This is a genomic window from Burkholderia cepacia, assembly GCF_029962485.1.
Classification (GTDB): domain Bacteria; phylum Pseudomonadota; class Gammaproteobacteria; order Burkholderiales; family Burkholderiaceae; genus Burkholderia.
This window is the reverse complement of record NZ_CP073637.1, coordinates 239,599-254,274: the sequence shown is the minus strand read 5'-3', so window position 1 is coordinate 254,274 and position 14,676 is coordinate 239,599. Positions and strand designations below refer to the sequence as shown.

Sequence of the window (14,676 nt, the reverse complement as noted above, 5' to 3'; positions counted from 1 at the left end):
CGGCGGCCCGCGCGCCACCGGAACCAGGAGCGAACCGATGTCCGAACCCAGCCGTGCCGGCACGCCGCGCGTCACGCGCATGCAGGTGATTCCCGTCGCCGGCCGCGACAGCATGCTGCTCAATCTGTGCGGCGCGCATGCGCCGTACTTCACGCGCAACCTCGTGATCCTCGACGACAGCAGCGGGCATACGGGCGTCGGCGAAGTGCCGGGCGGCGAAGGCATTCGCCTGGCGCTCGAGCGCATGACGGATCTCGTGGTCGGCCAGTCGATCGGGCGCTACCAGGCGACGCTCAACGCGGTGCGCGCGGCGCTGTCCGGTGCGGGCGCGGGCGCGGGCCGCACGATCCGGCACGAGGTGACGTCGGCCGGCGAGGCAGCGGTGCTGCGCCAGCCGCACGAGATCAACCTGCGGCTCGACAACGTGATCACGGCAATCGAGGCCGCGCTGCTCGACCTGCTCGGCCAGCATCTCGACGTGCCGGTCGCGGCACTGCTCGGCGAAGGCCAGCAGCGCGACGCGGTGCCGATGCTCGCTTATCTGTTCTATATCGGCGATCGCGGCCGCACCGACCTGCCGTATCGCGACGAGGCGCAGGCGCGCTCCCCGTGGTTCCGGCTGCGCAACGAGGAAGCGCTCACGCCGGCCGCGATCGCGCGGCAGGCCGAAGCCGCGGTCGAGCGCTACGGTTTCGCCGATTTCAAGCTGAAGGGTGGCGTGATGGCCGGCGCCGACGAGATGGAAGCGATCGCGGCGATCAAGGCGCGCTTCCCCGATTCGCGCACGACGCTCGATCCGAACGGCGCGTGGTCGCTCGACGAGGCCGTCGCGCTGTGCCACGGGCAAGGCCACCTGCTCGCGTATGCGGAAGATCCGTGCGGGCCGGAAGGCGGCTATTCGGGCCGCGAAGTCATGGCCGAATTCCGCCGCGCAACGGGGATCCCGACCGCGACCAACATGATCGCGACCGACTGGCGGCAGATGGATCACGCGGTGCGACTGCAGGCGGTCGACATCCCGCTGGCCGACCCGCATTTCTGGACGATGCAGGGCTCGGTGCGGCTCGCGCAGCTGTGTCGCGACTGGGGGCTCACGTGGGGTTCGCACTCGAACAACCACTTCGACGTGTCGCTCGCGATGTTCACACATGCGGCGGCAGCCGCGCCCGGCACGATCACCGCGATCGATACGCACTGGATCTGGCAGGAAGGCGATGCGCGGCTCACGCGCGAACCGCTCGAGATCGTCGGCGGCAAGGTAGCCGTGCCGGAGCGGCCGGGGCTCGGGATCGAGATCGACATGGCGCAGGTCGAAGCCGCGCATGCGCTGTACAAAGAGGTGGGCGGCACCGCGCGCGATGACGCGGTCGCGATGCGGTACCTGGTGCCGGGGTGGACGTACGATCCGAAGCGGCCGAGTTTCGGGCGGGGGTGACGGGAAGGCTGGATGGCGGGTGGCTGTTGCCAAACGCGGAAAACGCCCGCATCCTGCCGGCTGCCTGAACCGGCCCGCGCGGCGCACGGTCGGGCGCCCCGTCCACTCGAAGGAAAAGCGCCCGTCATGACGTCTCCCGATCCGACACCGCGACAGATCGCCCTCCTCGTACCCTGTTCGATCCTGTGCCTGCCGGCCAGCATGACCGTCGCCGGCTATGTCGCCCTCCGGATGACCGAGAACGTCTCGCGCTTCGAGGGGGGCGCCGGTTACGCATGGCTCTGGCTCACGATGCTGCTGAGCTGCGCGTTCTTCGCGCTGGGAATCGGCATCTGCGTGCTAATGCGGAAAAAGATCGTGCCGCTCGTCTTGATCGCGGTGACATTCGCAGCGCTGTCGGTGCCGACGCTCAAGGAAATCCATGACCTGCTGAACTAGCGGGCCACGCGTTTGCGAATGCCGCGCATGCCCGCGGGTTCCCAAAACAAAAAGGCCCGATCTTGCGATCGGGCCTTTCGAATTCCGTTGGGCGGAGGACTATCAAACAAAGCCAGCAACGTCCCGTCATATAAAGGCCAGCCACACACCAGCCGGCTAGTTGCCCCCATAGTTGCCCCCTCACCCCGTGCCGGCTTCGTTTTTGCCGCTAGAGACTGCATGTCACGCGACGAGCTGGGCGATGAGCATCTAAAGCGCGTGCCGAATGCCGCATTGCCAAGCAGCGTCTATGGCGTTCCGCTAGCGTCGATGGCCCTGTCACGAGTGGCAAGGGCATTACTTCGGCGTCAACAATTTCAAGATTTCGGCGGGTACCTCCTTTTCGCTTACTTGGAACCCGTGGTAGAGCGGGGGAGCACTGTCCGGCCGAGTGGGAACAAATCGGTAGAAGCGGCCTTTTACGGTCGCGTAACGATTTTTCCCATCCTCGATCGACACTAGCAATGCCCGCTGCGCATGTTCGTCATCAAGGTCCATCACCGCCACCGTGTCACCGGATGCTCGAACATACTCTTTGCCCCCATGCTTAGGGGAAGCCTCAAACCGCGGAAACCATTTATCGCATCCCTCAGCGGTTGAGGCGTTTAGAACATCGATGCTCGCTCCCTGATCCGGCTGTATGGTGACAACATCGCTGTCAAAAACGCCGGTCATGCCAAAGCTTAGCCAGTGCTTCTTCGGATCGAGCAAATCCTCGGAGATTTCGCCCGTTATACTGTCTTTTGAATTTGCGGCAGATGCAGACACCGAAGTTAGGTTTGCTGAGGCCTTCCTCGCGCGGCTTTTCGTAAACAAATACCATTGCCGTCTTTGTTGAGGATGAATCCAATTCAGCTGATCTGCCATATTAACAGCGTCTAAGTGAAGGCTCTGACCATCGGTCGTCCAGTCATATATTAACTGAGCAGCACCAACACTTAGCGCTGGCAACAAGGCATTAATGCATCCAATCATCGCATTAAAAGCGGCCTGCACTTCTTCTCTACTTTTGCAGTGCCGATTAGCTGACAATGGGCCTATACATACGGAAATCGTATTATTTTTTGTCATAGCCTCGACAGGTCAATCTCAATTTGATCAAAAAAACCTGTGGGCCAATCGCTTAGAGCACCATCCTGGTCGACCTTAAGTGTTGTCAATGACGTGCTATCAGAATCAGGGTCCTTTTCAAAGAAAAATATGCGAACATCGGAGGCGTCGATTAATTTGTTCTTAACCGCAAGTCGGACTCCATTTACGACATGGTCACTGTGAGTCTCAACAAACAGCTGTATGCCATTCCCAGCGGCAGCCGCTAGGAGCGAGCCCATACGGGATTGGCTAAATGGATGTAAATGAGCCTCTGGATTTTCCACAATACACATTCCCGACTTCGGGGTTGCAAGAAGTCCAGTGATAATTGGAAGCGTATACGAAAGACCGAAACCGATATGAGTTGGGCGCACGCTGCTTTTCGTGCCCTTTGCATCACGCGTAAATCCCAACTGGGCCATATCCATAGCGGAATGCTCACTCGCATCGAAGGATGCACCAGGAATAACCCATGCAAGCAGAATGTTCGCTACCGCACTCATTTGACTCTGTGCAAATGATATATCAGCTTGGTCGATTCCCTCTCCAACAGCAGCCAACGCATTTAGCTGACTGTCCCAGCCTGGGACTGTAAGGTTCGAAGCATGAGCACGTGCGAGAAAGGCCGTTGTGAATTCTCCGTGCTTCCCCAAAAACCCGCTAAGTTTGGCTTCTGCAGGAGGAAGTGGATAGCTGACACGAGGCCCTAAACGCTCCGCATTTAGGTAGCAAAATGCGCCCCCACGTTGATATAACCCTTTGGGAAGCTTTGAGTCAGAAGTCGCCCCGCACGATAGTACTCGCGGGTTCGGGTCGGCGTCGCTACGTAGCGCCTCAAATACGAAGCTCGTGGCATCTCGTCCTTCGCGAATGACGACCTCAATTTTCCGCTCAGCCTCGGGATGTAAGACATCAGTAGCCGTACCTCCCTCAAAAAGATCGCCAGAGAGTTGCAGCGATGGCACAACACCTTCCGCAGTACTCGACTGACGAAGCAATAGCAGCACTTGTAGAAAACTTGATTTTCCGCTAGCGTTCGCGCCGACAAGTATATTCAAATTTCCCAGATCGAATTCTACATCTTTAAGACTTTTAAAGCCTTTGACAGTAGCTTCGTTAATCACCGAGAGCCTCCTCAACAATGCCTTTTATTTTATTGAAACGTGTCCTGACGGCGCTAACTTTGCCTGTCCCGTAAGTTACGGAATTGACGAACAATCCATCCTTGTTCATTGCATCCACAAACAGATCGATAATTTTTTCTCGGTTTGCCACCAATGTATTGTGCGAATATCCCCGAACATTCGATAACCATGCCTCAAACAAGGCCTTATTGAGGGGGCTTCGCCGGCCGCCCCGCTCATAGAATTTCCGAAAGGCATAACGTCCAAAGATTGCTCTCACCTTGCCCAAGGATTCGAAGAATTCTGCTTCAACCTGAGCGAGTTGCGCTTTGGAGAATTCATTAAATGTCTCCATAGCATCGACCAAAAAAGCATCAAGATCGCCGAACTCCGGATATTTCGCCAGGCCGAATTGCGAAAATGCCAAAGTTCGCAAAATCAGTTCGCGGTCTGACATTCGCCGGGAGTCAACTGCACGATCTGTCGCCTCCAAAAATTTGGCGCTCAATGCGATTCGCCCCAGCAAATTGGTAATTGGCCCCTGATTTAGTGCATGCCGAATCTCTTGAGCAGTCAGCTGCATTCCTCCAGTATTCACTCGCGAGAAAATCGTAAATTTGGCTTTTGCTGGAGTTCCGGGCAACAGGTTATTGAAGATTAGCTGCGTATCGTCCTCAATCATGACCTGATATTTCTGAGGAAGCTCTGAGAATTTTTTTCCTGTGAGCTCAACGAGAAATTCCAAACCTGTGAGAGGAAAGCTTACGCCACGGCAATAGCGATAAAGCGTACTGAGGCGCTGCAATCCATCAACAACATTCCACTGCACGGCATCCGTTGCGTCCAAATAAAACGCTGGCAGAGGGATGCGTATCAAAATTGATTCTATCAGTCTGCTTTGTCTTACGGCATCCCATACAAACGCGCGCTGAAAATCGGGATTCAGTATGATCTCTTTTTTTTCGATCTTTCGAAGCGCCTGAAAAACACTCAGAGTACGTTGTTCGACCTTGAGTTTTGCTACGTCGTAGGGTTTCGTCGGTCCATCGTCGAGACCTATAACTTCTTCCTCGGTAGAAGCTTCCGTGGTTGCATCAGCGAAGCTTACTTCCCCCTTCTCACTCAAACTCAACATGTCGCCATTGCGCACGATCCAGCCTGCTTGCAACAGCCGATCCAGAATCTCGTCGAAGCTTGGTATGCCGACTTCGCCGGCCAAGTCCGGGCCCTCAATGAGGCTCAGTTGATGGATATCGATGGTCGCGTGCTGCTTGATGGCCCGAACAAGCCGGGCGCTTACTCCATCAAGTTCCAATTTATCTATCGCTGTATCGTGCAGTGTCGACATTTGATCTTCCAAAATCCGTCCCTACGTCCGGCGAACTCTCGCCCGATATGTAGAAGCAAGTGTTGCGAGTGAGTGAGGATATTTTACCGCCGGGCCAACACACTATTTGTCCGAATCCTTCCTGTTGCTGCAACGGTCACATCAACCCCGCAGCGGGCATATCGAGTTTGCCGCCGCCTCCGCTGAGCCCGTGGCCGGCTCTATCAACTAGATGCCCAATCAATCCGAAATTGGGGATGCAAGAGGCTATTAAGCTTACGCCACTTGCCTCTTGCGCGCCTGCAGGTTTCGACTGATTCTGCCACCGAGGGTGCGGTCTGCGGTGTCCGTTTCTTCGTCTCGGGAAGCATGCGCAGTCCCTCGTTCGTAGCCAGCTAGTACTTGCGTGTCTCCGTCGGCACAACTTGTGCCGACGGAGACAATGCTGTCGTTATCGGTAGAAAAACGTCCGGTTTCTTACCGTCCGGAGAGTCGCCCGGGCAGCGGTAAACAATCCCTTGTAAACATAATGATTACCGCTTACACTGATTTCCACGTTTGTTTACCGAGAGGAAATCATGTCCCGCACATTCCTCTACGCTCGCGTGTCCACCGCCGAGCAGACCACCGACAACCAGCTACTCGAAGCCGAAGGGGCCGGGTTTGCCATCCAGCCGCGCCATACGATTGCGGAGACGATTTCGGGCAGCGTACCCACTGCGGAGCGCCCCGGCTTCTCAAAGTTGCTGGAACGGTTGGACGAGGGCGACACACTGGTAGTAACCAAACTGGACCGGCTGGGCCGCAATACGACCGACGTGGTCGCGACCATTGACCGGTTGGCCGCGCTGGGTGTTCGTGTGCATTGCCTGGCACTCAAAGGGGTCGATCTGACCGGCGCATCCGGCAAGCTACACATGACGGTACTCGCCGCTGTCTCGCAGTTCGAACGCGACTTGCTCATCGAACGCACACACGCAGGGCTGGCGCGGGCAAAAGCCGAAGGAAAGAAGCTTGGGCGTAGAGACGCACTAACCCCAGAGCAAAAGGCGGAGATTCAGATGAAGCTTGCGGCGGGCGCAACAGCCCGCGGGCTGGCGAAAGAATATGCCGTTTCGCACCCGACCATCCTGAAAGTAGCGCAGCATGGCTAACCGGAGCGCCCTTTAGCGCGCCAGTTCGGGCCGAATACCTTGTGTGCAGCGGACGTCGATTGGGATCATTGGAATTGGTGGATCAGCTCCACCGTGTTGGTCGCACCCGGTTGATTCTATTGATCCAGGGTTGGCGGCCCCGGAGCCTGGGCCGTTACTGTGTACCCATATGATCCACACGCATATCCGCGATGATGATCGCTGTGAGGGGCGGCGAACGCCGCCCGAGTACCAATGATCGCTTGCGGCGAGTGACTTACACCGTCAGGCTGAGTTCGGCCAGGAGCAGCCAGCCACCCATGCCAGATAGCTGTCACTCCAAGGTCCGCTCTCCCTCTGAGAATGGCCAAAGTACCATTTCTTACAGCTCGTCCAATCCTGTCATTGGATCATCGATTGCTGCTAGCAAATGTGTATCATCTCCTACCGCTCAGCCGAAAATGAATCTGAGCTACAGGCAACGACTACCCATGAATAGAGAGCAACTCAAAAAACTGGAGCGCGACCTCTGGGCTGCCGCTGACAAGCTGCGCGCCAACTCCGACCTAAAGGCTAGCGAATACAGCACTCCCGTGCTGGGCCTGATCTTCCTAAAGTTTGCCGACAACAAATACCGCCAGCACGAGGCGGCCATCCGGCAGGAATACGACAAGCTCAAAGGCACGCGGCGCGAAAAGGACCTAGAGGAAGTCGCCATCGAAAAATGCGGCTTCTTCCTGCAGGACTACGCCCGCTATGACTATCTGCTCCAACTACCCGAGAAGGAGAACGTCGCCAAGGCCATCCGCCGCGCCATGGCTAGCATCGAAAAGAGCAAACCCGAGCTACTGGGCGTGTTGCCCCAGGAGGAATACGACCGCTTTACCCGCAGCGACAAGAACAAGGGCATCCCAAAGGACCTGCTCAAGCTCTTCTCGGATATTCCGGTGGATGTCGGGGGCGACGTATTCGGCCAAATTTACGAATACTTCCTCGCCAACTTCGCTCTCAGCGAAGGTCAGGGCGGGGGCGAGTTCTTCACCCCGCGCTCCGTCGTCAAGCTGATGACCGAAATCATCGAGCCTCATGGTGGAAAGGTCTACGACCCTGCCTGCGGCTCTGGCGGCATGTTCGTCCAGTCGGCCGAGTTCATCCACCAGCATCAGGCCGACAAGGCCGCCGATCTGGACGTGTACGTCTGCGGCACTGAAAAGACCCTGGAAACTGTCAAGCTGGCCAAGATGAACCTGGCCGTAAATAACCTGCGCGGCGACATCAAGCAGGCCAACACTTATTACGAAGACCCGTTCAACGCCTTTGGTGCCTTTGACTACGTGATGGCCAATCCGCCTTTCAACGTGGACGACGTGACGCTGGATGCCGTGGAGGAGGACAGGCGCTTCAACACCTATGGCGTGCCACGCAACAAGACCAAGGGCAAGAAAGAAAAAGACGGCAAGGAAAAGGCCGTTGATACGGTGCCTAACGCTAACTACCTCTGGATCAACCTGTTTGCCACCTCGCTAAATGAAGGTGGCCGCGCGGCCCTGGTCATGGCCAACTCGGCCTCAGATGCACGCCATTCGGAAGCCGAGATTCGCCAGACCCTGATCCAGCAGAACCTGATCTACGGCATGCTCACCCTGCCGTCCAACCTGTTCTACACCGTCACGCTGCCGGCCACCCTTTGGTTTTTCGACAAGGGCAAAACCGACGAGCGGGTATTGTTCATCGATGCCCGCAACATCTTCACCCAGGTAGATCGGGCGCATCGCGAACTGAGCGACGAGCAGATTCAGAACATCGCCATCATCCCGCGCCTGCACAAGGGCCGTCGTCAGGAATTCGTAGACCTGGTGGACCGCTATCTGCGCCAAGGCATGGCGCAGTTGCATGAGGCCGCAGAACACCTGCCTGGCCTGAACCAGCGCTTGCTGGCCGTGCTGGCCGAAGAGGCCGACGAAAAAGCCACCCAAGCCGCCCGGGATGCCATTGCGCACCTCGAAGCCCAATGGGCGCAGTTAGATGATTTGGGCAAGGCCCAAGCCCAGCACGAACGCGCCCGAGGCCAGAAGCATGGCATTGAAGACCGCAACGCCGCCCAGCACCAGCTACGGGCCCGCTTCTCCTCATTTTTCGACGGCCTGCATGCGGCGGTAAAAGCGCTGGATAAGGCCATCCGCGAGATGGACAAACGCAAGGCCGAAGCCGCTAAGGCAGAGGGTAAGCGCGTCGCTGGCAACCGCCAGACGAAGGCGGTGAAGGATGCCGTGCAAGCTTTGCATGACGAGCTGAAGGCGGCCGAACTGTTCTACCAGCACGTGAGCTGGCTGCATGAGCGCTTCCCCAAGGCCAACTATGAAGACGTGACGGGCCTGTGCAAGCTGGCCAACAGGGAGGAGATCGAGGAGCAGGATTGGTCATTGAACCCGGGGCGTTATGTTGGGGTGGTAATCGAGGAGGACGGCAAGACAGAAGAGGAGTTTTTGAGCGACTTTGCGGAGACTCGCGATCAACTTCAGCAGTTGAACGACACTGCCCTGCAACTTCAAGAGGTCATTCGTTGCAACGTGGCTGCGCTACTTGGAGAGGAGCCTGCGCGGTGATGAAGGAACCGATTATCTTTTCTGATCTCTTGCTCGAAACGAAGGACGGTGAATGGGGTGAAGGCCAGGAGACTCCGGGTCACGTCTTGTGCGACGTGATTCGGGGGACTGACTTCGCCGATCTCCATTCGCCGTCCATCGAGTTGCCGCAGCGCTGGATTCCCGAGCATCTGGCGGAGCGCAAGAAGCTCAAGGCCGGCGACATCTTGATTGAAACCGCTGGAGGCACAGCGAAACAATCAACCGGCCGGACTGCACTGATCACAGAGAATTTCCTGGCTTCTCGCGGGTTGCGCCCGGTGTTGTGCTCCAGCTTCGCGCGCCACTTGCGCGTAGATCGCAGCAAGGTACATCCAGCCTACCTCTACTACGTGCTTCAGGCTCTCTATGCTTCCGGGTACATGGGGGTATTCAATCTTCAACACACGGGGGTTTCGAGGTTTCAGTTCACGGCATTCCGGACGAAGACTCGCCTGCGGCTTCACGACAACGACGCGCAACCGAAGATTGCGGCCATTCTCGCGACCTACGATGAACTGATCGCCAACAACCAGCACCGCATTGCTTTGCTGGAGTCTATGGCAGAAGGAATCTACCGTGAGTGGTTTGTGCGGATGCGGTTTCCTGGTCACGCAGATTGCCCGCTTGACAAGGGTCTACCTAAAGGGTGGTTTAGCCTGCCCTTGAGTAGCTTAGTCGGTGAAGTTAAGAAGCCTGTCAAGAAGAGCGACTTATTAGATTACTCAAGATATGTTGGGTTGGAGCATATCTCGAGAAAGTCCCTGGCATTGTCCATGTTCGGCGCCCCCGAGTCCGTCGACAGTAGCAAGTTAGCATTCGCTCGTGGCGATATTCTCTTCTCGAAGATTCGCCCCTATCTGCACAAAGTCGCGCTGGCGCATTTCGATGGCATCTCATCAACCGACAGCTTGATTCTTAGAGCAAAGAAAGAACTTTATAGAGAGTTTGCTCTGTTTACCATATTCAGTGAGACGTTTATCGATCTGGCCAACACTGCATCTAAGGGAACCAAGATGCCTAGAGCGGATTGGGATTTCTTGAAGCAACTGAAGGTGTCAACGCCGAGTGATGCCCTTTTGGAGGCGTTCATCAAAGTAGTCAGGCCCATGTTGGATGAGATGGCAGCCCTAATCCAGGTAAGCGAGATACTGGCTGAGCAAGCCAAATCGTTACTACCCCGCCTCATCTCCTGCAGGCTACGCGTCGATCACCTCGATATAACATATCCGCTTAGCATGAAGGCGGAGTTGGTGCAGGCTACTTAAGGACGGAACAGGGGGAAACGGGTGGCAAAGAACTTCATCTCGGAAGACGACATCGAGCAGGGGCTGATCCAGCACCTGCAGCACTTGTGCGGCTTCGATGCGTTGAACTGCTACACCGCCCAGCGCGATGACCTCAACGACGGCTCGGGGCGCGGCGACAAGCGCGAGGTGATTCTGGCCGACCGGCTACGCGAAGCGGTCGAGCGCCTCAATCCCCAAGTCCCGGCCCATGCGGTGGATCAGGCCATGGGCGAGTTGCTGCAGCCCCGCACGGCTATGAGTCTGGTGGCCGCCAATCGCGAGATGGATGGCCTGATCCGCGATGGCGTGCCCGTCACCTACAAGCCCGAGCACGGGCCCCAGGCAGGGCAGACGGTGACTGAGCGTTTGAAGGTGATCGACTTCGATCAATCCGCCCCTAAAGCCGGTCGAAACGAATATCTGGCCGTCAGTCAGTTGTGGATACGGGGTGAGTTTGGCTACCGCCGCCCGGACGTACTGCTCTATGTGAACGGGCTTCCCCTGGTCTTCATCGAACTTAAGAACAGCAACGTCAAGCTGCGGGCCGCCTTCGACGACAACCTCACCACGTACAAGGCAGAGGTTCCGCAGCTCTTCGTGGCCAATGCTTTGTGCCTTCTGTCCAACGGTATCGAAACCAAGGTGGGCAGTCTGACTGCCCAGTGGGAGCATTTCTTCTCCTGGCTGCGGGTGGATGATGAAAAGGAGGCGCTGGACCGCAAGACCATCGCCGAGCAGGGCTTGAGCGTGGAGCGAGCCGTGCTCGGCTTGCTTATGCCCGAACGCTTGCTGGATTACGTCGAGAACTTCTGCGTGTTCTATCGGGAAACGCAGAAAGTGATCGCGCAAAACCACCAGTACATCGGCGTCAACAACGCCTTCGCCCAATTTGTCCGCCGCAGTGAGCTACGAGGCAAGCTGGGGGTGTTCTGGCACACCCAGGGTTCGGGCAAGAGCTTCTCGATGGTGTTCTACACCCGCAAGATTTTCCGCAAGCTCACGGGCAATTTCAGCTTCGTGGTGGTGACCGACCGCGACGATCTCGATGGCCAGATTTACCGCAACTTCCTGCACACCGGTGTGATCGGCCCGAAGGACGATGTGCGGCCAACCAATAGTCCCCAGTTGCGCGAAATGCTGGGCAAGAACAAGCGTGTGCTGTTTACGCTGATCCAGAAGTTCCGCTACGACAAGGGTAAGGACTACCCGCTGCTGTCGGATCGCGACGACATCGTGGTGATTGTCGACGAAGCCCACCGCACGCAATATGCTGGCTTAGCCGAGAACATGCGGGCGGGTCTGCCGAATGCCGCCTACCTCGCCTTCACCGGCACGCCGTTGCTGGGCCAAGAGCGCAAGACCAACGCCTGGTTCGGCGATTACGTTTCGGAGTACAACTTCCAGCAAAGCGTGGAGGACGGCGCTACGGTGCCATTGTTCTACGAAAAGCGCGTGCCGGAAGTGCTCATCCAGAACGATGACCTCAATCAGGAGTTCGCCGAAATCGTCGAGGACGAGAACCTCGACGAGGCCGCACAACAGAAGCTCGAAAAGCGCTTCGCCCAGGAAATGGCGGTGATTAAGGTAGACGACCGACTGGATACCATCGCCCGCGATATCGTCTATCACTTTCCACGCCGGGGCTATTTGGGCAAGGGAATCGTGATCTCGGTCGACAAGTTCACCGCCGTGACTATGTACGACAAGGTGCAGGCGCTGTGGAAAGACGAGATCAAGAAGCTCACGGGCATCATCAACGGGACGCAAAATGACATCGAACGCCTACGCCTGAAGCGAATCCGGGACTGGATGCGCGATGTTGAGATGGCCGTCGTGGTCAGCGAGGAAGCGGGCGAGAACGAGAAGTTCGAAAAACTCGGCCTCAACATCAAGCCGCATCGCGAACGAATGAACCGGCTCGATAAGCATGGCCACGACATCGAATTCAACTTCAAGGACCCGGGGCATCCACTGCAGCTGGTCTTCGTCTGCGCCATGTGGCTGACGGGCTTTGATGCACCGACGGTCAGCACCCTGTATCTGGACAAGCCCATGCAGGGCCACACGCTGATGCAGACCATCGCCCGCGCCAACCGCGTGACCGGCCATGAGATTAATGGGGTTGCGAAGCGCAACGGCGAGATCGTGGACTACTACAACGTGTTCCGTCGCATGAAGCGGGCGTTGAAGGACTACGCCGCCGGACCGGGCGACGACGAGGAAGACATGCCCGTCCGCAACAAGCAGGAGTTGTTCGCCTTGCTCGATGAGGCCATTGCCCAAGGACTTGTGTTTTGCGACGCACAGGACGTCAATCTTCGGGGGGTGCTTGGTCGTGGCGATGTCTTCGAGAAGCTGGGCCAATTCAACGTGTTTGCCGACACCTTGCTGGCGACGGATGAGTTGCGCAAGTCCTTCAACGTCTATGAAAACACTATAAGCAGCCTCTATGAGGCGTGTAAGCCAGAGGTGCTGGGGCAGGGGAAGGGGCGGGTGGTCTCGGCCTTCCAATACCTGCGCGGCGTAATGGACAGCATTGTCGAACAGACGGACGTAGACAATGCGGTACTGCGACTCTCTGCCTTGCTCGATGAGAGCGTGGTGGTGGATAACGCCGAGGTCTTCGAGGCCAAGCAGTTCCAGGCGGAATACCAGATCGTCCAGCGTGGCAAGACTTGGGACTTGAGCAAGGTTAATGTGGAAAAACTGCGTGAGGAATTCAAGCAGGCGCCTTTTAAACATATCGCCATCGCCGATCTGCGGGCTTTCCTTCAAAAAAAGCTGGCCGAGATGCTGGCGCAGAACACGACACGTATCGATTTTTTGCAGCGACTGCAGACCGTGATCGATGCGTACAACTCCGGTGCGACCGCAACGGAGAACTACTACGAGGAACTGTCGGCGTTTGCCGAGGCGCTCAAGGAGGAGGCGGAGCGCCACATTCGCGAAGGCCTCAGCGAGGATGAGCTTGAGCTGTTCGATCTGTTGAAGAAGGATACGATGACCCAGGAGGAAATACAGCGCGTGAAGCTTTCGGCTAAGCGCTTGTTGAAGCGTTTGGTCGAGGAGTATCCCAAGCTGTTGGTGCAGGACTGGTTCAAGGATCGTCAGTCCATGCAACAGGTACGGTCGGAAATCGAGCGTGTGCTCGATGAGGCACTCCCAGAGAGCTACGACCGAGCCACGTTTAAGCAGAAGTGCGACAACGTTTTCGATCTTGCAGTTGATTACGCGAACCACCATCGTCGTTGGGCCGCTTGATACTCTAGCGCAAGAAAACGGAGGCCCGCAATCGAGGTCTCGTATTGTTTTGGTTACGACTGACCGCTGTTATCAGTTTCGCGACCGTTTATTTGTGAATCGCCACCGACCGCTTGGGGTAAGTGTGCACATTGCGTGAGGCGGCACGCGGCCAACTACGAACGCTGGCTCATAACTCCAGGCTGCCGTTCGAACGACAGTCCTTACGTTCCGGCGACGGCTCCAACATAGCAATCGGTTGTCCGACTCCCGACGCTGAGCGTTGTCTAATCCGTCGGAGTAGCGACCCGGCAGCATCAACTCACCGTTACCCCCACGCTAACGTGATGCTAGGATCACCGCTCTGGATCAACGAATAGCACCTACCAAGCCGAAAACACAAAATCGGGAACTCATATGACTGAGGCAATATTCGACCAGCGCATTCACGACGAGTTAAAAGTAGCAGCATCTGAAAGTGTCGCGTCCGGGCGGCCAGGGACACTTCAACTAAAGGTTTCGCAGTGCCAAGCGCCTGAAATGGGTCAATTTGCTTAAAAAATGAGCAAAGCACGCCGATCCAGCCCCCGAAACGGCCAGGAAACGCCGATTGTTACGGCGTACCGCACATTACAAAGCTTTCAAATTGAGAAGCGCGGCCCTGATAGCGACCGCCGGGGCGGGACCCGCGTAACCCTTGGCCGGGTCGCACGAAGCCGCCCGCGGGCCGGAAAACGGGCCGGAAGGGGATTCTCGACGCCGGGAGAGCGGGCGAAAGTCCCTAGAATTGGTAATAGGGGTAGAAGTTACCGATTTGCGCATATTTGATCTGCCCCTTTGGCGCGTCTGGCCGGTCTGTGCTACATTTTTTCTGCCAGACCGGCGTTTTCGGGTGATTCCCGCCCGTATTTGGTCAAACTCCGCTCCCGACATGT

9 protein-coding genes are annotated in these 14,676 nt (G+C 57.1%); 6 read left to right on the top strand and 3 right to left on the bottom strand.

Annotated elements, in window-relative coordinates; translation table 11 throughout:
- The first annotated feature begins 37 nt into the window (after positions 1-37).
- Positions 38-1,435 (top strand): enolase C-terminal domain-like protein, encoded by a 1,398-nt coding sequence (locus KEC55_RS01100; RefSeq protein WP_282506395.1) that lies wholly within the window; start codon positions 38-40, stop codon positions 1,433-1,435.
- A 126-nt stretch (positions 1,436-1,561) separates the two neighbouring features.
- Positions 1,562-1,873: a hypothetical protein gene (locus tag KEC55_RS01095; RefSeq protein ID WP_282506394.1), complete on the top strand. Its 312-nt coding sequence runs from the start codon at positions 1,562-1,564 to the stop codon at positions 1,871-1,873.
- A 336-nt stretch (positions 1,874-2,209) separates the two neighbouring features.
- Here KEC55_RS01095 and KEC55_RS01090 read toward each other — a convergent pair whose 3' ends face one another.
- The 3 genes from KEC55_RS01090 to KEC55_RS01080 form a co-directional block, all read right to left on the bottom strand.
- Positions 2,210-2,779 carry a hypothetical protein gene (locus tag KEC55_RS01090; RefSeq protein WP_282506393.1) on the bottom strand — a complete coding sequence of 190 codons (570 nt, stop codon included), beginning with the start codon at positions 2,777-2,779 and terminating at the stop codon, positions 2,210-2,212.
- A gap of 200 nt (positions 2,780-2,979) precedes the next feature.
- Positions 2,980-4,128, bottom strand: coding sequence for an AAA family ATPase (locus tag KEC55_RS01085; protein ID WP_282506392.1), 1,149 nt, complete (start codon positions 4,126-4,128; stop codon positions 2,980-2,982).
- Entirely contained in the window at positions 4,121-5,476 is a 1,356-nt protein-coding gene (locus KEC55_RS01080) for a DUF262 domain-containing protein (RefSeq protein ID WP_282506391.1), read from the bottom strand. The genes KEC55_RS01085 and KEC55_RS01080 overlap by 8 nt, the downstream gene beginning before the upstream one ends.
- A gap of 557 nt (positions 5,477-6,033) precedes the next feature.
- On the opposite strand from KEC55_RS01080, the gene KEC55_RS01075 reads away from it, so the two are divergent.
- The 4 genes from KEC55_RS01075 to KEC55_RS01060 all read left to right on the top strand — a co-directional run bounded on the left by KEC55_RS01075 (position 6,034) and on the right by KEC55_RS01060 (position 13,762).
- Positions 6,034-6,609, top strand: a complete 576-nt coding sequence (locus tag KEC55_RS01075) for a recombinase family protein (protein ID WP_282506390.1) — start codon at positions 6,034-6,036, stop codon at positions 6,607-6,609.
- A 470-nt stretch (positions 6,610-7,079) separates the two neighbouring features.
- Complete coding sequence (locus KEC55_RS01070; RefSeq protein WP_282506389.1) at positions 7,080-9,194, top strand: type I restriction-modification system subunit M; 2,115 nt, start codon at positions 7,080-7,082, stop codon at positions 9,192-9,194.
- Positions 9,194-10,480: a hypothetical protein gene (locus KEC55_RS01065; RefSeq protein WP_282506388.1), complete on the top strand. Its 1,287-nt coding sequence runs from the start codon at positions 9,194-9,196 to the stop codon at positions 10,478-10,480. The genes KEC55_RS01070 and KEC55_RS01065 overlap by 1 nt, the downstream gene beginning before the upstream one ends.
- Positions 10,481-10,501: 21 nt before the next feature.
- Positions 10,502-13,762: a type I restriction endonuclease subunit R gene (locus KEC55_RS01060; protein ID WP_282506387.1), complete on the top strand. Its 3,261-nt coding sequence runs from the start codon at positions 10,502-10,504 to the stop codon at positions 13,760-13,762.
- The last annotated feature ends 914 nt before the right edge of the window (positions 13,763-14,676 follow it).